This window comes from Tessaracoccus sp. MC1679 (assembly GCF_014164775.1).
Taxonomy (GTDB): domain Bacteria; phylum Actinomycetota; class Actinomycetes; order Propionibacteriales; family Propionibacteriaceae; genus Arachnia.
On record NZ_JACJGB010000002.1, the window covers coordinates 230,179 to 253,677 of the forward strand.

At 70.2% G+C, this 23,499-nt stretch carries 18 protein-coding genes and 1 tRNA gene; 5 read left to right on the top strand and 14 right to left on the bottom strand.

The genetic code is table 11. The annotated features are described in order from the left end of the window. Window positions 1-5 precede the first annotated feature (5 nt). Window positions 6-1,436, bottom strand: a complete 1,431-nt coding sequence (gene dacB, locus H5398_RS04235) for a D-alanyl-D-alanine carboxypeptidase/D-alanyl-D-alanine-endopeptidase (protein WP_182799124.1) — start codon at window positions 1,434-1,436, stop codon at window positions 6-8. Between the two features lie 108 nt (window positions 1,437-1,544). Here dacB and H5398_RS04240 point away from each other — a divergent pair, with 108 nt between their 5' ends. The 5 genes from H5398_RS04240 (at window position 1,545) to H5398_RS04260 (ending at window position 5,481) form a co-directional block, all read left to right on the top strand. Further along, complete coding sequence (locus H5398_RS04240; RefSeq protein ID WP_370585717.1) at window positions 1,545-2,081, top strand: inorganic diphosphatase; 537 nt, start codon at window positions 1,545-1,547, stop codon at window positions 2,079-2,081. Between the two features lie 82 nt (window positions 2,082-2,163). Further along, window positions 2,164-3,168, top strand: a complete 1,005-nt coding sequence (locus H5398_RS04245; RefSeq protein ID WP_182799125.1) for a TRM11 family methyltransferase — start codon at window positions 2,164-2,166, stop codon at window positions 3,166-3,168. A 44-nt stretch (window positions 3,169-3,212) separates the two neighbouring features. Further along, the gene (locus tag H5398_RS04250) at window positions 3,213-3,704 is read left to right on the top strand and encodes a histidine phosphatase family protein (protein ID WP_182799126.1); all 492 of its coding nucleotides are present in this window, start codon (window positions 3,213-3,215) and stop codon (window positions 3,702-3,704) included. A 110-nt stretch (window positions 3,705-3,814) separates the two neighbouring features. Further along, window positions 3,815-5,146 carry an ammonium transporter gene (locus H5398_RS04255; RefSeq protein WP_182782139.1) on the top strand — a complete coding sequence of 444 codons (1,332 nt, stop codon included), beginning with the start codon at window positions 3,815-3,817 and terminating at the stop codon, window positions 5,144-5,146. After that, window positions 5,143-5,481: a P-II family nitrogen regulator gene (locus H5398_RS04260; RefSeq protein WP_182799127.1), complete on the top strand. Its 339-nt coding sequence runs from the start codon at window positions 5,143-5,145 to the stop codon at window positions 5,479-5,481. The genes H5398_RS04255 and H5398_RS04260 overlap by 4 nt, the downstream gene beginning before the upstream one ends. Window positions 5,482-5,545: 64 nt before the next feature. Here the strand turns inward: H5398_RS04260 and H5398_RS04265 are convergent, their stop codons facing one another. The 13 genes from H5398_RS04265 to H5398_RS04325 form a co-directional block, all read right to left on the bottom strand. Next, window positions 5,546-6,643: a winged helix DNA-binding domain-containing protein gene (locus H5398_RS04265; RefSeq protein ID WP_220489121.1), complete on the bottom strand. Its 1,098-nt coding sequence runs from the start codon at window positions 6,641-6,643 to the stop codon at window positions 5,546-5,548. Beyond that, window positions 6,621-7,970 carry an FAD-dependent oxidoreductase gene (locus H5398_RS04270; protein WP_182799128.1) on the bottom strand — a complete coding sequence of 450 codons (1,350 nt, stop codon included), beginning with the start codon at window positions 7,968-7,970 and terminating at the stop codon, window positions 6,621-6,623. Before H5398_RS04270 ends, H5398_RS04265 begins: the two co-directional genes overlap by 23 nt. Before the next feature lie 83 nt (window positions 7,971-8,053). Beyond that, window positions 8,054-10,291, bottom strand: a complete 2,238-nt coding sequence (locus H5398_RS17170; protein WP_255443532.1) for an AGE family epimerase/isomerase — start codon at window positions 10,289-10,291, stop codon at window positions 8,054-8,056. A 101-nt stretch (window positions 10,292-10,392) separates the two neighbouring features. Further along, window positions 10,393-10,468: transfer RNA gene (locus tag H5398_RS04280), tRNA-Thr, on the bottom strand. A gap of 59 nt (window positions 10,469-10,527) precedes the next feature. Further along, window positions 10,528-12,183 (bottom strand): alpha/beta fold hydrolase, encoded by a 1,656-nt coding sequence (locus H5398_RS04285; RefSeq protein ID WP_182799129.1) that lies wholly within the window; start codon window positions 12,181-12,183, stop codon window positions 10,528-10,530. Further along, complete coding sequence (locus tag H5398_RS04290) at window positions 12,176-13,033, bottom strand: regulatory iron-sulfur-containing complex subunit RicT (protein WP_182799130.1); 858 nt, start codon at window positions 13,031-13,033, stop codon at window positions 12,176-12,178. Before H5398_RS04290 ends, H5398_RS04285 begins: the two co-directional genes overlap by 8 nt. Before the next feature lie 62 nt (window positions 13,034-13,095). Continuing rightward, window positions 13,096-14,517: a DoxX family protein gene (locus tag H5398_RS04295; protein ID WP_182799131.1), complete on the bottom strand. Its 1,422-nt coding sequence runs from the start codon at window positions 14,515-14,517 to the stop codon at window positions 13,096-13,098. Between the two features lie 81 nt (window positions 14,518-14,598). Continuing rightward, window positions 14,599-15,747: a DNA polymerase III subunit delta' gene (locus tag H5398_RS04300; protein ID WP_182799132.1), complete on the bottom strand. Its 1,149-nt coding sequence runs from the start codon at window positions 15,745-15,747 to the stop codon at window positions 14,599-14,601. Window positions 15,748-15,781: 34 nt separating this feature from the next. Further along, entirely contained in the window at window positions 15,782-16,399 is a 618-nt protein-coding gene (gene tmk, locus H5398_RS04305; RefSeq protein ID WP_370586048.1) for a dTMP kinase, read from the bottom strand. Continuing rightward, window positions 16,396-17,781, bottom strand: a complete 1,386-nt coding sequence (locus tag H5398_RS04310) for a hypothetical protein (RefSeq protein ID WP_182799133.1) — start codon at window positions 17,779-17,781, stop codon at window positions 16,396-16,398. The genes tmk and H5398_RS04310 overlap by 4 nt, the downstream gene beginning before the upstream one ends. A 27-nt stretch (window positions 17,782-17,808) precedes the next feature. Next, complete coding sequence (topA, locus tag H5398_RS04315) at window positions 17,809-20,490, bottom strand: type I DNA topoisomerase (RefSeq protein WP_182799134.1); 2,682 nt, start codon at window positions 20,488-20,490, stop codon at window positions 17,809-17,811. 91 nt (window positions 20,491-20,581) lie between these two features. After that, window positions 20,582-22,069, bottom strand: coding sequence for a methyltransferase (locus tag H5398_RS04320; protein WP_182799135.1), 1,488 nt, complete (start codon window positions 22,067-22,069; stop codon window positions 20,582-20,584). A gap of 21 nt (window positions 22,070-22,090) precedes the next feature. Continuing rightward, window positions 22,091-23,146 carry a glycosyltransferase family 2 protein gene (locus tag H5398_RS04325; protein WP_255443533.1) on the bottom strand — a complete coding sequence of 352 codons (1,056 nt, stop codon included), beginning with the start codon at window positions 23,144-23,146 and terminating at the stop codon, window positions 22,091-22,093. Window positions 23,147-23,499 lie beyond the last annotated feature (353 nt).

Below are 23,499 nucleotides of genomic sequence, written 5' to 3' on the forward strand. Positions count from 1 at the left end.
CTCCATCAGCAGCCGCAGGCCGCAACGACGCCCGTCGCCTGGTCCGCCCACAGCTTGGCCGAAAAGCCGTCCGGGGGGCCGTTGATGAGGAAGGCGAAGGTGACCTGGCGGCCGTCCGAGGTCAGTGTGGTGCCGGCGAGGGCGGACACGAAGGAGAGGGTGCCGGTCTTCGCCCGGGCCACCCCACGCGCTGGGCGCGAGACCTCGTCGGTGAAGCGGTCAGCAAGGGTGCCGGTGACGCCGGCCGTCGGGAGCCCGTCGAGGATCACCGACAGCCTGGCGTCAGTGCTCATCGCGCGGAGGGCCGCGGCCAGCATGTGGGCCGTGACCAGGTTGCTCCGCGACAGCCCTGAGGCGTCACGCAGGACGGACCCGTCGTCCCACAGCCCCAGTGCGGTGAGCTGTTCCTCGATGGCCGCCACCGACCCGGCGAAGGTGGACGGGTGGCCGGTGGCGAGCGCGAGCTGGAAGCCGAGCACCTCGGTGAAGGAGTTGTTGGAGCGGTTCATCGCGGTCTCGACGAGGACGTGGACGGGAAGCGATTCCACCCTTGCCAGCTCAGTGCCGGTGGCCGTGGCCTGGGTGGGCGTGCCGGTGACGGTGACGCCGGCGGCTGTGAGCTGCGCGGCGAACAGTGTCGCGGCGTCGACGGCGGGGGTTCGGCTGCGCGGTCCGCCGGTTCGCCCCTCGTCCACCCAGAGGGCCGAGAGCTGCGTGACCTGGTCGCGGTAGCCTGCCGGCCAGGTTTCGTTCCAGCCGGAGTCCTCGAAGAGCGAGGCGTCGAAGCCGAGGGTGACGCTGGTCTGGCCTGCCGCCTTGAGCGCGGCGGCGGTGTCGGCTGCCAGCTGCTGCGTGGTGGGCGGCTGGGGGTAGCTGCCCGGATCGGCCGGCTCGCTCAGCAGCATCGGATCCCCACCTCCGACGAGCACGATCTGCCCCGGCGCAGGCTGGACGACGGTGGTGGCGAAGCGCTCGTCGCCTGCGAAGGCGTTCATCACGGCCAGGGTGGTGAGCGTCTTGGTGTTGGACGCGGGGATCAGGGGTGTGGTCTCGGTGGCGGCGCCCACCACCTCGCCGGTAGCCACGTCGACCACCTCCCAGGCGATCTGGACGGCTCCCCCGTCGACCCCGACGAGTCGTGAACGATCCAGCCCCGCGAGGCGGGCGTCGAGGGTGGCGCGGTCCGGCAGCACCCCCACCGGTGGAAGGTCGGCCGCGTCGGCCAGCCCCGTGCCCGCGGCGTCCACCTCCGGGCTGGGAGTCGGCGACGGGGAGAACAGGGTGGGGGGGACGGAGCTGGGGGCGCCACTGCGCAGTACGCCGATGGCCGTCAGCAACGGCTGATGCACCACCGCGACCGAGAACCCCCCGGCCAGCAACAGGCCGACGAGAAGCCAGGCGAGCACCGCCTGAACCGTCCTCGTGCGTGTCCGCAAGGTGTCCTCCGAGCCTGTATCCTGCAGGGGTAGCTGCCCCAGTGACCTGCGGGCATCACCTTCAACTATAGGAGTGCCCCAGTGAGCGAAGACGCACCCGTCGGCCTCATCCCGGTGGACCCTGGACGCCGGATCCTGTTTGACGTGACTGTGGAGATCCCCAAGGGCACCAAGAACAAGTACGAGATGGACCACAACACGGGCCGGATCCGCTTGGACCGGACCCTCTTCACCTCCACCCAGTACCCCTACGACTACGGCTTCGTCGAGGCCACCCTCGGCCAGGACGGGGATCCGCTGGACGCCATGGTGATCGGCGCGGAGCCTACGTTCCCGGGTTGTCTCATCGAGTGCTACGCCGTGGCGATGTTCCGCATGACCGACGAGATGGGCGGCGACGACAAGGTCCTGTGCGTGGCCACGGCAGACACCCGCAGCAAGCACATCACTGACCTGTCCTCCGTCCCCGAGCACATGCTGCTGGAGATCGAGCACTTCTTCTCGGTCTACAAGGACCTGGAGCCGGGCAAGTCGGTCGAGGGCGCCACGTGGACCAACCGCGAGGACGCGGAGGCCGAGGTCGCGGCGTCGTTCGAGCGCGCCAAGGGCACTCCGTACGAGCATCACCACGTGAACCTGGCCTGACCAGAACCTCGAGAAGCCCCGCCACGGCGGGGCTTTTCTGCGCGGTGGCGGCGACCCCTGGTGGGCGTGGGAGAATGTGCCAATGCCTCGTTACCTCATGTTGCGCATGCCCTCGGCCAATCGTGTCTACGGCGGCGAGTCCGGGCCGCTGACGGCGGCCGAGCTCGAGCTGACGGCCCCGTTCGCTGAGGACATCGCAGACACCGAGGTGGCGGGGGTCGGCTACCTGTCTTTCGAGGCCCCGGACCTCGGCGAGGCCCAACTGGAGACCGTCGCCAGGCAGTCGGCGTGCTTCGCCCTGTTCGAGTCCTCGGGTGATCTGCTGCGGCCCATCGCGCTCCCCCGGACCTTCGCCCTCGACGACGACCTGGTCACCATCCCGAAGTATCAGGGCAAGACCAACGAGCAGTTCACGCACCTCCTGCTGGGGGTCACCCTTGCAGCGGTCACCCGCCAGCCCACCGGGCCCCGCCAGATCCTTGATCCCCTCGCCGGGCGCGGCACCACGCTGTCCACGGCGCTGCTGTTCGGCCACGACGCCTACGGCGTCGAAGGTGATGCCAAGGCGTTTGAGCAGATGGCCTCCTTCTACACCACCTACCTTCGCCGGAAGCGCCTCAAGCACACCACTGAGACCACCCCCGTGCGCCGCGATGGCAAGGCTGTCAGCAGGCGCTTCGACGCCGAGATCAGGACCGACGGGGCAACGCTGCATGTCACCTCGTTCGTCGGCGACACCCGCGAGTCCGCCACCCTCTTCGGCAGGAAGAAGTTCGACGCCATCGTCACCGACGCCCCCTACGGCATCGCCCATGGCTCCACGACGGACGTCCGCGGCGTCTCCGGCAAGCGGGACCGCTCCCCCGCCGGCCTGCTCCGCGAGGCCCTCCCGGTCTGGGCAGGGCAGCTGATGCACGGCGGCGCGCTGGGGCTCAGCTGGAACACCTTCGGTCTGTCCCGCGACGACCTCGCTGCGATGCTGTCAGAGGCCGGCCTCGTGGTGCGCACCGGCGGCGCCTGGGAGCGGTTCGGCCATCGCGTCGACTCGTCCATCAAGCGCGACCTGATTGTCGCGGTGAAACCCTGACGGAGGGGCGCGCCCGCCGTTGCGCGGCGGCGTAGGCTCGGCGCATGCGACGACTCGTGCTGATGCGCCACGCGAAGACGGAATCCAACAATGCTGGCGGCGACAAGGCCCGCCGCCTCATGCCGCGCGGGGTTCAGGACGCCCAGGAGGCGGGCCGGGAGCTGCGGGAGCTCGGCCTGCAGTACGCCCTCGTGTCGACCTCACAGCGCACGCGTGAGACGTTCGCGGCCCTCGGGCTGGACGTCCCCGCCGAGTTCCAGGACGCCCTGTACTACCAGGGGACCGAGACGATGCTGCAGCGGATCGGCGAAACGGACCCCGACGTCACCGGTCTGCTCGTCGTGGGGCACGCACCCACCATCCCCAGCCTCGTCGCTGAGCTGGCCTTCGCCAGCAACCGGGCTGAGGCGGACCAGGCGCAGTGCTGGTTCCCCACCTCGGCCTTCAGCACCTTCACCCTCGACGGCGAGTGGGCAGATCTGGCCGAAGGTGACTTCTCATCAGTCCACCTGGACAACGTGCGACGACGGCCTTAACGCGACGGTAACTCGCCGACACCCGATCGATACGTCGGCCGGGATTTCCCTAACTCAACCGTTACGCTGCGACGAACCCGCCGAAATAGGCGCCCTGCAAGCTTTGCGGCATGACAGTTCTCGAAATCAGTGCAGGCGACACCGCTTGGGTCCTGGTGAGCGCCGCCATGGTGCTCCTCATGACCCCCGGTCTCGCGTTCTTCTACGGCGGCATGGTCCGCGCCAAGAGCGTGCTCAACATGCTCATGATGTCGGTCACGACGATGGGCATCGTCGGCGTCCTCTGGGTGATCGTCGGCTACTCCATGGCCTTCGGCAATTCCATCGGCGGCTTCATCGGCAACCCGTTGGAGTTCCTCTTCCTCCAAGGGATGATGGATCCCGAGCTCGCCACCTTCACGGTGCCGGCCATGGTCTTCGCCGGCTTCCAGGCGGCCTTCGCCATCATCGCGGTGGCCCTCATCTCCGGCGCGGTCGCGGACCGCATGAAGTTCTCCGCTTGGGCGGTCTTCGCCGCCGTGTGGGCGCTGCTGGTGTACTTCCCCGCAGCCCACTGGGTGTTCAGCTTCGACGGCGGAACCGCTGAGAAGGGCGGCTTCATCGCCAACAGCATCCAGGCCATCGACTTCGCCGGCGGTACCGCCATCCACATCAACGCGGGCGCCGCGGCGCTGGCCCTGGCCATCGCGATCGGCCCGCGGATGGGCTTCGGACGCACCCCCATGCGCCCCCACAACCTGACCCTCGTCATGCTCGGCGCCGGCCTGCTGTGGTTCGGCTGGTTCGGGTTCAACGCGGGCTCGGCGCTGGGCGCCAACGCGATGGCCGGTGTGGCCTGGATCAACACCCTGGCAGGCGCCGCCGCGGCGATGCTCGCCTGGCTCCTGGTGGAGCGCCTGCGTGACGGACACGCCACCAGCCTCGGCGCCGCATCCGGCATCGTGGCGGGCCTCGTCGGTGTCACCCCCGCCGCCCACTCCGTCAGCCCCCTGGGCGCCCTCGTCATCGGTCTGCTTGCCGGCGCGGCCTGCGCCTACGCCATCGGCCTGAAGAGCAAGTTCGGCTACGACGACTCGCTCGACGTCGTGGGCGTCCACCTCGTGGGTGGCCTGGTCGGCACTCTGGCCATCGGCTTCCTGGCCGACCCGGACTCCCCCGCCGGTGTGGCCGGCCTCCTGTACGGCGGTGGGGTCGACCAGCTGTGGCGCCAGGCGCTCGGTGCGGTGGTCGTCATGATCTACTCCTTCGTGGTCACCTTCGCCATCGCCAAGGTGATGGACAAGACCATGGGCCTGCGGGTGCCCGAGGCAGCCGAGACCCAGGGCATCGACACCGTCGAGCACGCTGAAACCGGCTACGACCTCAGCGCTGTCGGCTACTCCACCTACGGCGTTCGGCAGACGCTGATCGTTCCCATCCCCCGAGAGGACGTGCAGGCATGAGGCTCGTCACGGCAATCGTTCAGCCCACCATGTTGACCCAGGTTCAGATCGCCCTCGCGCAGCACGGCGTGGCCGGCATGACCGTCACCGAATGCTCCGGCTACGCCCGCCAGCGCGGCCACAAGGAGTTCTACCGCGGAGCCGAGTTCACCATCGACTTCATCACGAAGGCCAAGATCGAGGTCGTCGTGGAGGATGACGAGGCGCAGGAGGTCATCGACGTGATCTCCAAGGCCGCCCGCACCGGAGCCGTCGGCGATGGCAAGGTCTGGTCCACCCCGGTGGACGAGATCGTCCGGATCCGCACCGGCGAGAAGGGGTCGGCCGCCATCTGATCGAGCGGCACTGTCAGCGGGAGGGCGACGCATCACGCGTCGCCCTCCCGCTGTGTCCGGGGGGTCAGGGGGCGACGAAGGGGAAGGCCGCGAAGCGGACCGCCAGCTGCCTGCGCACCGTGGGGCTGAGAGCGGTGAACTCCACCGTCTCGAGCCTGCGAGCCCCAGGCCGGCCTGCGCGGGTCCAGATGCCGCGGACCAGACCGCTGGCCACGATCGACTTCTTGAACACCCCGTTGTTGCCCGGCACCAGTTGGTGGTGCTCCTCAGCGGTCAGCGCGAACAGGCGGTCCTGATACCCGAGCACAAACTCGTCGAAGCCCGGCAGCAGGAGCGGCGCCGACGCCCGGCGCCCCAGCTCCGCGGCCTCCTCCACCAGGCCTGGGCGCCAGTGGCTGGCCTCCTGCCCCCCTGCCTCGCCCTCCAGGTCACCCAGCACCAGCGGCAGTGCCGAGCGGATCTCCCCCAGCCCCAACTTCGTCCACCACGCGAAGTCCCGGATGGTGGCGGGACCATGGCTGGTCAGGTACCGGCGCAGCAGCTCGGCGACTGCGGCGACCCGATCCCCGTTGAACCGCGACTCCAGCGACGACCCCGCGGGCAGCCAGCGGGCGGCAAGAACGACATCCTGATCCGCGCCGTTCCACGGCCCGTAGCAGAGCGTCCCGCCGGCAATGAGGTGGAACAGCAGGTGGTAGCCGCGGCCGCCCTTGGGCCTCAGCCCGTGGGCCTCCCAGTGGTCGAAGAGCGCGGCCCTTGGCATCGGGCCGGCGTCCAGCGCCTCGGTCGCGCGGTCGCGGGCGTGGAGTATCTGCGCCTCGTCGAGTTCCAACTGGTGGCTGCGGGCGGAGGCCGCGCGCATCGCTGGACGGGCGCAGAGCTCGGTGATCCAGGCAGCGTCGGCAGCGGGGAGGAGGAAGACGGTGCCCCGCATGGGGTATCCCCGCACCAGCCGTCCCTCAGCGACGTCCGACAGCACGGCCTCGATGCCCAGCGGCGTCCGCAGAGCGGCCGAGGCCAGCACCCCGGGCAGGTCCTGGCCCTGCATGGCACCGAGCGCGGCCACCGCGTCGGCGGGCGTGCCGAACGGCCGCGTGATCAGGCCCTGCGCCACCAGGCGCAGCCGGCCGAGCCGTGCGTCAGGCGAGGTTCCGGGCGACAACGGCTGCCACCTCGCGGCCCGAGCGCACCGCACCCTCCAGGTACCCGTTGAAGCGGGTGGCGTATTCGGCCCCCGCCCAGTGCAGAACCCCTTCGGGTTCGGCGAGGACGGGTCCGTTGGTGGTCCAGACGCCGGGCGCGAAGTGCGCGCCGTGGCAGCCGCCGGTGAACCTCTCCGCGGACCAGTCACGCTCGATGTAGGACAGTGGGAACGCGGCCACGTCACCGAACGTGCGCACGACAGAATCCACGAAGGCCCGCTCACGCAACGTGACTGAGCGGCGCGACAGGCTGTCGGCGTCGGCGCCCTCGAAGAAGCCCATCAGGTGCCCGCGCTCGGAGTTGTCCGACGTGGTGTCGAAGGTGACCCGCACCGCGCCCTCGTCGGCACTGGACTGACCGGAGTAGCCCAACTCGCGCCAGAAGGGGCGCGAGTAGATGAGGAAGGCCTTGATCACATTGCCGGGAGCCACCTTGTCCGCGGCCTCCGCGCGCCACGCCGCCAGCGCCGGCTGGTGCGGCAGCGCGACGGCGAGCCTCGGCGGCAGGGTGGAGATCACCTGCCGGGCCTCTACCTGCTGACCGTTGGCGAGCCTGAGCCTGGCAGAACGCTCAGCGTGCTCCACCATGGTCACCTCGGCATCGAGCCGCACCACATCGCCCAGCCGGGCGGCCAGCGCCTCTGCCACGGCGGCCATGCCCCCCTGCACGCGCTGCTGATGGAGCCCGCCATTGCTGGCCAGCATGGATTCCAGATCCGGCCCGGAGTTGACCTGATGCAGACCCTCAACGAGCGTGGCGTCCTTCGGCATGGGCCCGAACGCCGCGGCGTACACCTCTCCGAAGCGCCGCTGCGCGCCATGGGTCCGCAGGTTGGTGGTGACCCACCGGCGGAGATCCTGCTTGAGCCAGACGTCGTTGGCCTTGCGCCAGGCCGGGTCGTCGCGGAGCCGCTCGGCCAGGCGACGCAGCCGCAGCAGGCCCTGCCCAAGATCAGAGACCTCGAACGGGGTCAGCGCCGGGGTGTCCTCCTTCGACGGCACCTGCAGGGCCTGTCCGCGCAGGCGGACCACCAGGTTGCCTCGGGCGGGGAGGCCGATGGTCTCGAGGCCCAGCGAGTCGATGATCTCGACGAGCTCGTCGAAGCCGGGGCCGATCCACTGGCCGCCAAGCTCCACGTAGGAGCCGTCACTCAGCACCTTGTTCTCGACGCGGCCGCCCACGCGGTTTCGCCCCTCGAGGACGGTGACGTTCAGCCCGCGGTCCGTGAGGTATTGCGCGGCGACCAGCCCTGCCAGGCCGGCCCCGATGATGGCGCAGTCGAACACGGTGTTCCTCCTTGACGTACCCCGGATCGGGGAAGCGATGACCAGCCTACAAGGCCCCCTCCAGCGGTGATGCCGGGAGTCTCCTAAGCCAGGGCGGTCGATTCGGCTGAAGTGAGCCACGCGGCGAAGCCCTGATCTGCCGGCAGTGAAGCGTACAGGGTGGCCTGGTAGACGTGGTAGAGGTCCGGCTTGCCTTCCCAGGTGTGGGTCACCGGCACGAGGCTGCGGTCGAGCTCCGAGTGCCAGCTGCCCAGCTCATGGTCCACGAAGTGCCGGTCGGCGAAGCGCCAGAACCGCTCGTACCATTCCTGGTACGAGACGTCCCCGGTGGCGAGCCACAGGTAACGCGCCGCGCCCATCGCCTCGGCCACCTCCCAGAAGAACCGCTCCTCCACCACGGTGGAGCCGTCCCAGTCCACCGTGTAGACGAAGCCTTCGCTCCACGCGTCCCGCACCGCCCCGTCGAACAAGGCGGCCGCGGCGGGCAGCAACCACGACTCGTCCACGCCGAGGCCCCTGAGCTGGAGCAGCAGCTTGGTCCACTCCAGCCAGTGTCCGGGCTGGGAGCCGTAGGGCCTGAAGGCGTGCCGCGGATCCTCTGCGTTGTACTGGTTGTCGGGTTCCCAGTCTGCGGTGAAGTGCTCGGGCAGCCGCCACGCGCCCTCCTCCTGGCCGGCCGCCTGGGCGGCGATGCGCCGCGCGATGGACGTCGCCCGGGTGAGGTAGGTGGCCTCCCCTGTGGCCTCGTAGGCGGCCAGATATGCCTCGGTGAGATGCATGTTGGCGTTCTGGCCCCGGTACTCGTCGAGCTGGGTGAACGTGCGGTCGTAGCCCTCCACGCAGATCCCGTCCTCCTCGCGCCAGAAGTGGCGGTCGATGACGGCCGAGACAGCGTCCAGCAGAGCACGCCCTCTGCTGAAGCCGGCGGCGGTGGCCGTACTGGCGGCGAGCAGCAACTGGGCGGTGCCGTAGAGCTCCTTGCGGTCCTGCGGCTGGTCACCGCCCACGACGGGAACCCATCCGTCGAACTCAGGATCGCGGCCCGGGCCGTCGAGGTAGAAGTCCAGCCCGTGCTCGACTACCTCGCGGGCGCCCTGGCGACCCTCCAGGGCGGCCAGCGAGAAGACGTGCATCATCCGGGCACCGATGAACAGCTGCGCCCCCATCTCCGGCATCGCGCGTCCGTCGCTGCCGATCCAGGCGAATCCACCGGAGGGCAGGCAGACCTCCGGCTGGTAGAAGTCGAGCAGGGCCCGGCGGTGGTCGACGAGGAAGCGACGGTGCGTCGGGTCCGCGAAGCGGTCCGGATGGTCGCCGAAGAGATCGGGCACGCCGGCCTCTCTCAGGCTCTCGCGCAGCCAGCCGAGCTGGCGCCACACCTGGACGTCCTGGCCACCCTCGTGGCCGCTGTGCGGATACACGACCATCTCGCGCGGCCCCCCGTAGGCGTTGTGCGCCGCGAAGACCGTCGACGGGGGGCAGATGGTGTCTGCCAGCGCCACCGAGAACAGCGCCGGGCATTCGGCCCGCCGCGCGAACGACACCCCGTCGAAGTGGCCAAGCGTCTCCCACACCGCGTCCTCCAGGTGCGGGGCCGCCCTGATGAAGCGGGCGATGTCGGAGAACGGGGCGTCGTCGGTGAGCCCCACCGCCCTGCGGATGTGACACATGAACGCCACGTCCGGCATGGCGCCGGCCAGGCTGATCCCCACCGACGGCGCCAACCCCGCGGCGGCGAGCGTCAGGTAGCCGCCCTGCGATCCTCCGGCGACGAACAGCCGGGACGCGTCCACGAGCCGGTGGCCGGCGGCCAGCTGAAGCATCCGCACCGCGTCGGTGATGAGCCGGCGGTAGTAGTACGTCTCCGGAGATGAGATGCCCTTCGTCATGGGGCCGGCCGGGCCGAACTCCCCCGCCGCCACGTCCGGATCCGGGGTCCGCTCGAACACGCTCGCGGAGTGCCAGCCCTGCCCCCGATTGTCGAGGTCGAACTGCGCGTACCCGGCGGCGGCGAACACCGGGGCCAGCGGCATGCCGCGCGAGACCGAGTACCCGTGGTAGCGCACGACGGTGGGCAGCGGGCCGCTGGCGCCGGCGGGAACGTGCAGCCACGCCCTGACGGGTGCGCCCCCGAAGCCGGTGAACGTCAGGTCGTAGGTGTCGATCAGCGCCTGCCGGTTGTCGATCAGCGCCTCCTCGAGCAGCGCCACGGGCTCGTCGTGAGCGAGCGTGGATGACCAGAACTCGTCGAAGCGCGGCGATTCGGGCACGTCGGGCTGGTAGGTGCGCAGGGAGTCGAGGGGGAGATCGAACTGGGCCATGGGCGGAACTCTAGCGATTCCCACCGCCGTGCTGCCCTCAGACCCGGGGAGCCCGCGTCAGGAAGCACGAAGGCCCCGATCCGGGGATCAGGGCCTGGCGCTGGAGCCGCCCACGGGAATCGAACCCGTGACCTACGCTTTACGAGAGCGTCGCTCTACCAACTGAGCTAGGGCGGCGGCAAGCTGGAACTATACCGGCGACGCTTCCCCGCGGCAAAGCGTGCAGACCCTCCCGTTCAGGAGCAGGTTGTGCCCTCCTCGGGGGCCACACCGTCATACAGGTAGGCGTCGACGGCTTCGGCGATGCATCCGTTGTCTCCAGTGACGGCCCCGTGGCCGGCCCCGTCGAGGGTCAGCAGCGTGCCGGATTCCAGCTGCCCCGCCATGGACTGGGCCTGCTCGTAGGGAGTGGCCGAGTCCCCTGTGGTGCCCACCACGAGGATGGGCGGCGCTCCTGGGGCGGTGATCCTGATCTGTGGCGCCGGCTCGGCCGTCCACAGCTGGCAGGTGTAGCCCATCCCCATGTGGGGCGCCATGAGGGGCGCCTCGTCGAAGGTGTCGCGCCACTCCTGCGGCACGGGGGCGACGCCCTCGTCCGCGGCGTCCGCGCACACCATGGCGGGGAACGCGTAGGCGATCGTGTCGTAGCCGGCGGGCCCACGCCCGTTGAGGAGGTCCGCGGAGTACAGCAGAGCCTCCCCGTCTCCCGCCATGGCATTGGCGATCACCTGGTCCAGGCTTCGGTACGCCTCCTCGTCCTCGTAGAGGTACAAGGCGATGCCGGTGGCCGCCATCGTCTGGGTGAGGAGGCGCCCTTCCACCTGCAGGGGCGCCGAGTCCAGGCCCGTGAGGAAGTCGTCGATGCCGTCGGTGATCTCGGCCTGGTCGTCCCCGAGGCTGCAGAGCTCCGATCCGGCACACCACTGCGTGAAGTTGCCCATCGCCCGCTCAAAGCCCTGCGTCTGAGGAATGTCCCCCTCGCCGGTGATGTCCACAGCCGCGTCCAACACGAGCCGGCCGACCGACCCCGGGAACAACTGCGCGTACATCGCGCCCACATACGTGCCGTAGGAGACCCCGACGTAGTTGAGCTTCTCGGCGCCCAGGAGGTGACGCAGGAGGTCCAGATCCCGCACGACGTCGATGGTGGTGATGTGGTCCAGCAACTCCCCCGAGCTGTCCCTGCACTGCTGGGCGAAGTCCACGGCGCCCTGCTGCAGCGCGAGATCCTCGGCCTCGTCGTCGGGGCTCGCGTCGAGTTCCATGATCTCGTCGGTCTGCTCCAGGGTGCCGCAGACCACGGAGGTCGACTCCCCCGTGCCGCGGGGATCCCATCCGATGGCGTCGAAGTTGGTCCACCTCCCGGCGAGGCGCTGCGCAAAGTCCTGTCCGCCGAAGCCGGGGCCGCCGGGGTTGACGAAGAGGGGGCCCCGGGAGGAGTCACCGTCGACCACCCGGCGCACCGCGATCTCGATGGCCTTCCCGGCCGGGTTCTCCCAGTCCAGGGGCACCTTCACGGTGGCGCACTGCCCGCCGGAGCCGTCGTCGCACAAGGCCCAGTCCACCACCTGGCTGGCGTATGCCTCGAGGTCCCCGGCCGAGGGGAGGAGATCCACCGCCGGTTCTGCCGACGGCTGGTAGTCCAGGAGCCTGTCCTCGTTCTGCCCGGGCTTGGGCGGGAATGTCTCATGCTCCGCGATGGGCCGCTCCGGCACACCCGGCATCCGTGCACCGGGATCCATCGCCGACGGCGTGGCGGGCCCTGGCGTGTTGGGCGAGGCAGGCTCGTCCCTGTTGGTGCCCCCCACGAAGCCGCCCATGAACAGGGTGGCCACCAGGGCCAGGGCGATCATCCCGAGCACCGCCTGGACGAGGTTGACTCTCCTACTCATCCGCACCCTTCCCGGCCGACCCCTGAGCGAAGGCGCTGCGCCCACGCGCCGTCGAACAGACCGACTCCAGCGGGCAACGCACGATCTCACCGCCGCCGTGGCGCACCGTGACCATCTGCTCGGTCACGCTGTGACCTGTGACAACTCCGGGGTTCCCGTCGACGCTCACCTGCTCCCCGACGGCAGGTGCGCGCTGGATGAAGTCCACATACAGCGGGTGTTCGTATTTCAGGCAGCACATCAGCCGCCCGCACGCGCCCGAGATCTGCAGGGGGTTGGGCGGCAGGCCCTGCACGCGGGCAAGACGCATCGACACCGGCTCGAAGTCCGTGAGAAAGGTGGTGCAGCAGAATTCACGACCACAACTGCCCACTCCACCGATCAGCCGGGCGGCATCGCGGGCACCCACCTGCCGCAGATCGATCCGCGCATCCAGGGCCCGCGCCAGATCCCCCAGAAGGTTGCGGAAATCCACCCGGTGGGGTGCCGTGTAGTACACCGCGACAATGCGGTCGAAATCCGCCGAACGGTCCAGGAAGTCGACACCCACCACCTTCATCGGCAGCCGGTGCTTCGCGATCAGCGACTTGGCGATGCCTGCCGCCTCTGTGCGGATCCGCCGGTTCGCCCGGTCACGATCAAGGTCCGACGCGGTGGCGGGACCGGGGCAGACGGGGAGCCCTTCGAAGCCTTCGGCCACGGATTCCGGCGCCCAGACGCACTGGGCCACCTCCTCGCCGTCGGGCGTGGGGAACCGGACCCAGTCTCCCACCGCGTAGTGAAGGTCCCCTGGGTCGAGGTAGTGCAGTTGGCCGTACCGCTCGAAGGCGACGGCCATCACCCGTGCCATGCCCACAGCCTAGTGACCGGCCCAAGCGCTCGGGCGGTGGCCTCCGGCTCCGTGCCCGGCGGTCAGTGCTTCGCCTCCCGGGCGGTCTCCCTCGCCTTGACGAAGGCACCGTCGATACCCCAACGCCCGCCCCCCAGGGAGAAGAAGAGGATGCCGACGGCGGCCAGGAGGAGGTCGTGGTCCCCCAGGAACCCTTCCATGCCGGCGACGAAGGGGCTGAACTGGCCCCAACGGATGAAGACCAGCGACCCGACGGCCACCACGGCCAACAGGAGGCCCGCCACCCGCACGGCGAGCCCGATGACAAGGAGCACAGCGAGCACGGCAAGCCCGAATCCGACGATCCACGCCACCAGCCGCGGCTCTGGGAGGAGGGTTGCGCCGAGGAACTCGGCGGTGGCATCGATGTCGCTGAGCACCTGATAACCCACCACACCGATGATCACGGCGGTGACGAGCCGAAGCACGAAGAGACCGAAGCTGCCGAAGTGCCCGACGCCGCGGCGGCGGACCGGGCTCGGGTCACGGACAGCATTGGCGTCCGAGGTCTGGACCAGCCCCAGGCGTTGGTTGCGGGCCTCCTTGTCCGCCCTCAACTGGTGAGCCTGGCGCTCCTCCTCCGCGAGCTCATCGTCATAGGTCTGACGCTGCGCGCCGTCGATCACGCGAGTCTCCTCGGCACGATCGCGGTCTGCGCGATACAGCCCTGCGAGCGTGGCGGCGCCCGCCACGGCTGCAGCTCCAGGAGCGGCGCTGGCCGTCCCGGCGGCTCCGGCAGCCCCGCCGGCGAGCATGGGCATGGCCCTCGTCGACTCGGCATCGTCCTCGCTCAGAGGTTCGCGATCCGCCGGGCGCCCGAACGCCCCCACAGGTGCGGGCGCCTCCTCGATGACGGGCGCCTCCTCGATGACGGGCGCCTCCTCGACGGTCGGCTCCTCGACAACGGGCTCATCCTCGACAACGGGCCCATCTGCGAAGGCTTCCTCAGCTACGGGTTCCTCGGCTGCGGCCTCGTCCTCGACAACCGGCTCATCCTCGACCACGGACTCCTCTGCAACACCCTCCTCGACAACCGGCTCCTCGTCGGCCCCCCTGTCATCGACCACCTGATGCCCCTGGGAGTCCGCGACGGCTTCGTCGGCCGCCCACTCGTCGTCGACACGCTGGTCTGCACCCTCACCCGCGGAAATATCCTGCGACGCCGGCACCTCCGCCTGCCATTCCTCGTCCGGCTGCTGGTTCGCCTCGGCCGCAGGGGGCTCCTCCTGGGCGGGCTCAACGGCCTCGCCGTCCCCGTCCTCACCGGTCACCGGCGGCTCGCCCTGCTCGACCGGCTGGACCGGGGCGGGGGGGACGGGCACGGTCTGCTCCGAGGCGTAGTCATCCCACTCGGCTGGTTCCACCGGCACGCCGTATTCGTCCTGCTCGGCCGTCCATTCCTCGTCGCGAGGCGTGCCTTCCTGGACCCAATCGTTGTTGGACATGAGTTCCCCTATCCGTGGGCAGTCGTGCTGTTCATCTTGGCACCACTACCGCGGCCCAGTCCGGGTGACACGCCCGCGACGTCAGGTCCGGGCAGCGAGCGAGAGGCTGATCAGGAGCGCCTCCAGCGCGAGCAGGGGCGCCACGTTACCCTCCAATGCCGTGCGCGCCTGCAGGATGGCGTCCAGGGCTCGGACCGTCTGTTCCGGGGTGGAGCAGCGCGCCACCGGTTCGATCTCGTCCGCCAGGTCCGCGTTGACCAGTGGCACCTCAGGGGCCGTCTGACTCACCAGGACGTCTCGGTAGTAGCCGGTCAGCTCGGTGAGCACACGATCCAGGGCGTCACGCTGCAGCCGCTTCCCGCGCGCCTTCTGCTGGTCCTCAAGGTCCCGCACCGCGGCCTGCGCGTTGCGCGGCTTGGCGCCGCGTCCGCCGAGGCCCAGCATCTCCTGCAGGGAGGCCAACTCCTTCGCGTCCAGCTCACCGGTGACCGCGGCCGCCTCTTCCGCGCTGGAGGAGACCAGGTTTTCGGCCGCGGTGAGGCACGCGGTGACGGAGTTGAGCTTGCCGGGGAGGGAGAGGATCTCGCGGCGCCTGATCCGCGCCGATTCCGAACGCGCCAGCACTCGCGCGCGGCCGACGTGCCCCTGCGCGGCCCGGGCCGCGTGCGCCGCCAGCGCCGGGGAGATAGCGTCGCGGGACACAAGGAGCTCCGCCACCGCGTCGTCGCTTGGGGTCACCAACTTGATGCCTCTGCACCGCGACCGAATGGTGATGATGACGTCGTCCGCGCTGGGCGCGCACAAGAGCCACACCGTCCTGGGTGCCGGCTCCTCCAGCCCCTTGAGGAGGGCGTCCGCGCCTCGCTCGGTGATCCGGTCCGCGTCCTCCACCACGACGATCTGGTATCGGTTCTTCACCGGGGCCATGCTGGAGCGGCCCACGAGTGCGCGCACCTCGTCGACCCCGATGGAGAGTTGCTCGGTCCGCAACAGGGTGACGTCCGGGTGCGCTCCCGCCAGCGTGGTGCGGCACTCCTGGCAGTGCCCGCAGCCGCCGTCGGGGCACTGCAGGGCCGCTGCGAACGCCTTCGCGGCGTTGGATCTGCCGGAACCGGGGGGCCCCACGAAGAGCCACGCGTGGCTCATGGCGTGGCTACGCCCTTCGACGGCGCGACGGAGGGTGGCGACGGCGCGCTCCTGCCCGATCAGCTCGGAGAACACATCGCCCATGGCGCCATCCTGCCATGGCCCGCAGACGGTTCGCTCAGGCGAACCCGAGCAGCGCCCCGACGCGTGCCGCGATGGCGCCGGCCAGCTCGTCGCGCGTGGCCCTGGCGTCGAGCACGAGGTAGCGCTCCGGATCCTGAGCGGCCAGATCGAGGAAGAAGTGGCGGGCGCGGCGGTGGAGGGCGATCCCCGCCCCCTCGAGGCGGTCCTTCTCGGAGAGCCCTTCCACGGCATCCGAGGGATCCGCGTCCAGCAGGACGGTCAGATGCGGCCTCAGCCCGTCGACGGCCCACCATGCGATCCGCGCCACATCCTCGATGTCCAGGGCCCGACCAGCCCCCTGGTAGGCGATCATCGAGTCCACGTAGCGGTCGCAGACCACCGTCTCTCCCCGCTCCAGCGCGGGTGCGATCAGCTCGTGCACGTGTTGGGCCTTGTCCGCCGCGTACATCAGTGCCTCCGCGCGGGCGTCCACATGGCCCATCGCCGGGTCCAGCACCAGTCGGCGGAGCTCGTTGCCCACCTGGGTCCCGCCGGGTTGGCGGGTCGTCAGGTGCGGCGCCTCCCGCTGTGTCAGCCAGGCCGACAGGCGTTCCACCTGGGTGGTCTTGCCCACCGCGTCGCCGCCCTCGAAGACGATGAACGCGCCCGTCACCGCTTCTTCGCCTGCTTCTTCTTGGCTCGCAGCATCAGCTTCCGGGCCTCTACGACGCGCGCCGGCCAGCGCTCGATGAACGCCTCGCGTCGCGCCTTGACCAGGGCGCGTTTGCGTTCGGCGTCCCGGCCGAGGGCGAACGCCTGAGCCGCGCTCAGCCCGTCGAGGGCGGGATCTCCAGCGAACGTGCCCAGCGCGCACCCGCGCAGCTCCTGCGTCACGTCCGCGAGCCGGCGCAGAATGCGGGTCACGACCTTCGGGAACAGGGGGGCAGCCACCCCCACCACCACCTCGAGCTGCTCGGCGGCGCGCAGCGCTCCCTGCCACTGGTCATCCGGAGAGTCCGCTGTGAGGGAGCGGCACCGGTTGGCCAGGATGAGGGTGGCCTGCTCGGCGCGATGGTACAGCTGCTCACCCGCCTGCTTGTGCGCCAGGTCTCCCAGCCTGGGTGCCCGGGCGGCCCCCACCAGGGCGTCGATGACATCCAGCAGCGGACTCTCCGCCTCCGCCGGCGATGAGTACGGCAGTCCGGCGAGCGAGCGCTCCGTGGCCTCGCGCCACGAGGGCTCGAGCACCGGCGCCAGCCCGCGGAGGTCGCGTCCGAACGCCCAGAGGCGGGCGTTGACATCGCCCAGGTCTTCCAACGAGGTGGCTCTGCGCGCCAGATCCGCCCGCACGATCCCCTGAAGATGCTCGGCGAAGAGCGAGCTGACGTACTCCTCCAGGGACGGATCCGGGCGCGTCTCCCGCGGCCGCGGGAAGCTCGTCAGTCCCGTTGCGGGCGCGCCCAGCCGCTGCGCGACGGTGGGGTACTGGTCCACGACGGTGGCGTTGACCGCCATCGCCGCGCTGATGAGGAACTCGCGCTGCTGACCGGTCAGATGCTCAGTCGGGGTGATGGTGATCTCGCGGTAGCGGGCGGTGGTGATGCCACTGCGCCGGATTCTCACCCGCTCGTCCCGGACGACGGCGGCGACCTGACCCTCGCTGGTACGCAGCGCCCACTCGTCGCGCTCGCAGTGCAGCGCGGCCAACGGGCCCAGCACCCCCCGCCGCGTGAGCGGCCGGATCAGGCGGGCGTAGTGCTCCGGCAGGTCCCCGGAGGCCCCGAGCGGCTCCACCTGTTCGGCGGGGAGGTGTGGCGCCCAGCCCTGCGCCGCGAGGTACCACTCCCCGGTGCCCTCGATCACCCGGTGCGCCACGATCACCCCCGCCCGCAGCAGACGGGCGTCGTCGACGTCGAGGATGGTGACGTCCATGGTGTAGGACGCGGCCGGCCGGCGCAGGATCCTCGGCAGGCCCACCGCCTCTGAGGTCAGCCGCGGCGGATCCGAACTGAAGGGGGCCTCCAGCCTGAGCACGGAGCGACGCTTCTTAGCCATGCGCCAACCCTAGTGGCGGCGAAGCGGTCACGCCTTCTTCGTGGTGCGGGCGGCGGGCTTCCTGGCCGCGGTCTTCGCGGCGGGCTTCTTGGCCGCCGGGGCCCGCTTCGGGGCGGGCTTCTTCGCGGGTCCCTTCGCACGCTTCTCGGCGATCATCTCGAACGCGCGCTCGGGCGTGATCGCCTCCGGGTCGTCATCGCGGCGCAGGGTGGCGTTGGTCTCCCCGTCGGTGACGTAGGGGCCGAACCGGCCGGACTTCAGCACCACTGGCTTGCCGGAGACCGGATCCGCCCCGAACTCCTTCAGGGGCGCCGCCGCCGCGGCACGTCCGCGGGTCTTGGGCTGCGCGTAGATGGCGAGGGCCTCCTCCAGCGTGATGCCGAAGATCTGATCCTCGGTGGCCAGCGAGCGGGAGTCCGTGCCGCGCTTCAGGTAGGGGCCGTAACGGCCGTTCTGGGCGGTGATCTCCACCCCGTCGGCGTCCGCACCCACCACGCGGGGCAGGCTCATCAGCTTCAAGGCCGTGGGGAGGTCCATGGAGTCCAGCGACATGGACTGGAACAGCGAACCCGTGCGCGGCTTGGCGGACTTGGGGGCGTCCTCCGGGAGGACCTCGGTGACGTACGGGCCGTAGCGCCCGTTCTTGGCCACGATCAGGTTTCCGGAGGCCTCGTCCACGCCCAGCTCGCGCTCCTCGTCGAGTGGCTTACTCAGCAGCTCCTCCGCCACCTCGACGGTCAGACCGTCCGGGGCCAGGTCGTCGGGGACGTTGGCCCGGCGACCGTCCGACGACTCGACGTAGGTCCCGTAGCGGCCCACCCGCACGTCGATACCCGAGTCACGCAACGGGAACGTGGAGAGCGCACGGGCGTCGATCTCCCCCAGCTCGGTCACCAGCGTCTCCAGGCCGTGGTGCGCGCTGCCCTCAGGCCCGCGGTAGAACTCCGAGAGCACCGTGAGCCGCTTGGCCTTCCCAGAGGCGATCTCGTCGAGCTGATCCTCCAGCTGCGCGGTGAAGGCGTAGTCCACCAGCTCGGAGAAATGCTCCTCCAGAAGCCTGGTGACGGCGAACGCCAGCCACGTCGGCACCAGGGCGGAGCCCTTCTTGAAGACGTAATCGCGGGCCGTGATGGTGCGGATGATGGAGGCGTAGGTGGAGGGGCGGCCGATCTCCAGCTCCTCCAGCTTCGCCACGAGCGACGGCTCGGTGTAGCGCGCCGGCGGACGGGTCTCGTGGCCCGCCGCCTCCACCCTGGCGACCTCCAGCCCCTGGCCCTGCGTCAGGATCGGGAGGCGCGTCTGCTGATCATCGGAGGCGGACTCGTCGTCGACCCCCTGCACGTAGGCCTTGAGGAAGCCCGGGAAGGTGATGGTGCGCCCCGACGCGACCAGACCACCGGTGGTCACCTCCGAGCCCCCCACGACGGTGGGGGCGAAGGACGCGTCGATGCGGATGGTGAGCGACTCGCCCTTGGCATCGGCCATCTGGGAGGCCAGGGTGCGGCGCCAGATGAGCTGATAGAGGCGGAAGGTGTCCCCGACGAGGCCGGTCTGGTCCGGGTGGCGGAACGTGTCGCCCGCGGGACGGATAGCCTCGTGGGCCTCCTGGGCGTTCTTGACCTTCGAGGTGTAGACCCGGGGCTGCGCGGGGAGGTACCTCTCGCCGAAGAGCTCCTTGACCTGCGCGCGCGCGGCAGCGATGGCCTGCCCTGCCAGCGTCACGGAGTCCGTTCGCATGTAGGTGATAAAGCCCTTCTCGTAGAGCTCCTGGGCCACCGACATGGCGCGCTGGGCCGTGAACCCGAGCTTGCGGCCGGCCTCCTGCTGCAGCGTGGTGGTGCGGAACGGCTCGTAAGGCTTGCGCGTGTAGGGCTTCGCCTCGACCGCCCCCACCGTGACGGCTGAGGCGCGGAGAGCGTCCGCGAGGGCCCGGGCGGACGCCTCGTCGAGGACGAGGACGTCCTGGGCCGTCAGCCGGCCCTCTGCGTCGAAGTCGCGGCCCTGTGCCACCCGCACTCCCCCGACGGTGGCGAGCCGGGCCGGAAAGTTGCGGGGGTCCGCGTCCGGTCCGGCGTCGAGGTGGGTGTCGAGATCCCAGTAGGACGCGGGAACAAAGGCGATGCGCTCACGCTCCCGATCGACGACGAGCCTCGTGGCCACAGACTGCACGCGGCCCGCCGAGAGCCTCGGCATGACCTTCTTCCACAGCACGGGAGAGACCTCGTAGCCGTAGAGCCGGTCCAGGATGCGTCGGGTTTCCTGCGCGTCGACCAGGTCGACGTCGAGCTCCCGGGGATTGGTGACCGCCTCCTCGATGGCGGACCTGGTGATCTCGTGGAACACCATCCGCTTGACCGGCACCTTCGGCTTCAGCTCGTCCATGAGGTGCCACGCGATGGCCTCGCCCTCGCGGTCACCGTCGGTAGCCAGCAGGAGTTCATCGACTCCGGCGAGCTTGGCCTTCAGGTCCTTCATGGTGGAGCGTTTGTCCGGCGAGACCACGTAGATGGCACGGAAGTCGTTGTCCACGTCCACGCCGGTGCGCGCCCACTTCTCGCCCTTGTACTTGGCGGGCACCTCGGCGGCCGACGTGGGGAGGTCGCGGACGTGGCCTCGGCTGGACTCGACGATGTAGTCGGAGCCGAGGAAACCGGCGATCTTTGTCGCCTTCGTCGGCGACTCGACGATCACGAGACGCTTGGCAGCCATGGGTGATTCAGCCCTCCGGTCGGGAAACTCTCCGAACAATAGCCTGTGCTGTCAACGTGGCCCGAGCCTCGGGTGTCGCGGCGGGGGCCCGTCAGCCGCGCAGGGACTGCCCGCCGTCGGGACGCAGCAGCTGGTCCAGCAGCGCGACGCGCACCTCGGGCACGACGGCCGCGGCCAGTTCGGCGGCGTCCAGATCCAGCACCTGCGCCACGGCGCTGATCACCTGACCCAGCGTCAGGTCGCCGTCGAGGGATCCCAGGACGGCGGACAGAGCCGTGTCCGCCTTGATCGCCCTGCGGAGCCCCCCACGCTGCCGGAAGACGATGTGCTCGGGATGCTCCGCCCCCGGGGAACCGATGGTCTCCTGGTCGACGCCCACCAGCCGGGGAGAGGTCTCGAGGAGCTCGCCGAGCGGGAGTGTCGCGGCCGTGACCGCCTCGGCGTGCCGGGCGAACACGTCCCCGACCGGCTGGGCGACGGCGTGGGGCCAGCTCTCGCACCGGACGTGCGGCTCGGCACGCTCCGCGCGGGTCACCAGGATCCAGCCCATGCCGACGGCCCTGATGCCGAGCCTCTCGAAGTAGTCCAGCCACTCGTTGTAGGCCGCGCGCCACCGGGGCGAGCCGGACAGCCCTGCGTCGGTCAGCCACATCTCGATGTAGGAGAAGATGTCGAGGCGCTCGCGCTCGATCACCCAGGCGTCGCACCCCTCCGGCACCCACCCGGCCAGCCGTTCCTCCCAGGAGTCCCCCAGGATGGCCCAGTTGGTGAGCAGCTGGAGGCTGCCTCCAGGGTTGAGGTGGGCAGCAGCCCCACGGACCAGCTGCTCCACCAGCGAGTCACCCTCGAAGTTGGTCTCCCGGTAGGCCAGGGTGCTGGCCTCCTCGCTGGGTGGGCTCATCACGAACGGCGGATTGGACACGATCAGGTCGAAGCGCTCGCCGGACACCGGCTCGTAGAGCGACCCCTCACGGATGTCCACCACAACCTCGTTGAGAGCGGCGGTGAGGCGGGCCAGCTCAAGGGCCCGGGGGTTCACGTCGGTGGCCACCACGCGCGAGGCGTGCCGGGCGAGATGGAGGGACTGGACCGCGCACCCCGTCCCCAGGTCAAGGACGGAGCCGACGGTGCGGCGCATCGTGAGCTGGGCCAGCGTGGTCGACGCCGGCGAGACGCCGAGCACATAGTCCGGCCGGGTGGGCTCGGTCCGCCCGTCCATTCCGGGCGTCGGATCGGCCACAATCCACCCCGTCGCACCGTCGTCGGGAGAACCGTAGGGCCGGATGTCGACCCCCGCCCTGATGCCGTCCGCATCGCGCGCCAGGTACCCGGCGTCGAGGAGCGGTGTCAGGTCCAACGCGGCGCGCACCTGCCGCTCCGGGAGCACCTGCTGGAGTATGAACAGCCTGATCAGCGTCGCCAGCGGATCCGTGGCCTCGCCCAGGGCCACGTCGGCCGGAACCGTGCAGTTGCGGCCGAGGCCGGCCTGCCCCTCCTCGCCGATCCTGTCCAGGACGGCGTCGACGGTGAATCGGGCCGCCCGCAGGCTGGAACGGAGCGCGGTGGCGTCGAGAGGCATGCCGCCATCCTAGGGAACCGCTTACGCCATCGGCTGGAGCCGGCGTCGAGGCCCGCTGGCCCGGGGCCGCAGCCCCGGCCTCATCCGGCTGATGTCCTCACCCCCCTCCCGGAGGCCGATGAAGGCCACCGCCGCGTACGCGAGTGCCGCCCCGGTGACAGCCGCCCCGGTGGCGTTGATCCACCGGCCGGTGGCCACAGCCACCCCGACCGAGACGACGCACCAGAGCGTCATCACCCAGATGGAGAGGACCGCCCAGGCCGGGGCCGCCGTGCGGCCGCTCACCTTGGGGGTTCGGCCGAAGGGGATCCGCTTGCCGGTGAGACCCTGGTGGATGGACTTGAACACCCCGGCCAGGTGCACCGGGACCAGCATCAGGTTCAGCGCGAACACCCGTCCCATGTCGGTGGTCCGGTACCCGCTCAGCACGAGGTCGCGTGCGTAGAGGACGAAGTACGGTGCAGAGATCAGCGGAAGCCAGAGGCTGCGCAGCTCGTCGCCGCCCAGCGGGAGGAACAGGAGGGCCAGGAGCCCAAGGCTTCCCGTGGCGATGGAGGTGAGGTAGTGCATCCTGATCAGGAACGCGGGCACCGCCAGCCGGTCGAGGGGTCTCGCGAGCAGCCGCCGGAGCGCCTTGGGGGCGATGAGCAGCCCCCCGTTCGCCCATCGGCTGCGCTGGATGGCCAATGAGCCGAAGTCCGGTGGGGTGGCGCTCCAGGCGAGCCTCTGGGGGACGTTGTGCAGGTCCCATCCACGCTCGGCGAGGTCCAAGGTGGACTCCGTGTCCTCGATCACGGTCCGGTCCTGGATGTAGCGCGCGATGGTATGGCCGCGCTCGGTGTCCTCGGCCCGGGTGTCCATCAGCGCCTCCTTGCGCAGCAGCGCGTTTGGCCCCCACCCAGAACGTCGCCCCGCACCACGTGAATCCCTGGTGCACGATGTATTGGATGTCGGTGGTGGCGCCGGCGATCCGCTCCAGCAGTCCGGTTGCCCCGGGGATGGCGGTGTAGGGGGTCTGGACCACGGCCAGACGCTCGTTGCCGGGCGCGGCGAACGTGGCCGATAGGCGCAGCGCATACTCCGGGTCGAGCAGACTGTCCGCGTCCAGCGTGAGGACGAAGGAAGCGTCCGGGACCGGCAGGCCACGACCTGCCTCGACGCGTTCCAGCCACAGGCCCTGTGCCCCCTCGACCTCCCTGACGTTGGAGCCGAGGAGGTCGATGTAGGCGTTGAGGTTGGCCGCCTTGTTGGGCTCGTGGGTGAGGTTGGCGTAGCGCTTTCGCTGGAAGGCGGACACCTCGCACGTGTAGGCCGCCAGAAGCCGGCCGAACTCGCGCAGGATCCCGGCCCTGGACCAGCCGCGGGGATCCCGGTCGGCCAGCATCCTCAGGCGCTCCTCCAGGAGCTGGGCCTGCCGCCGCCAGGTCACC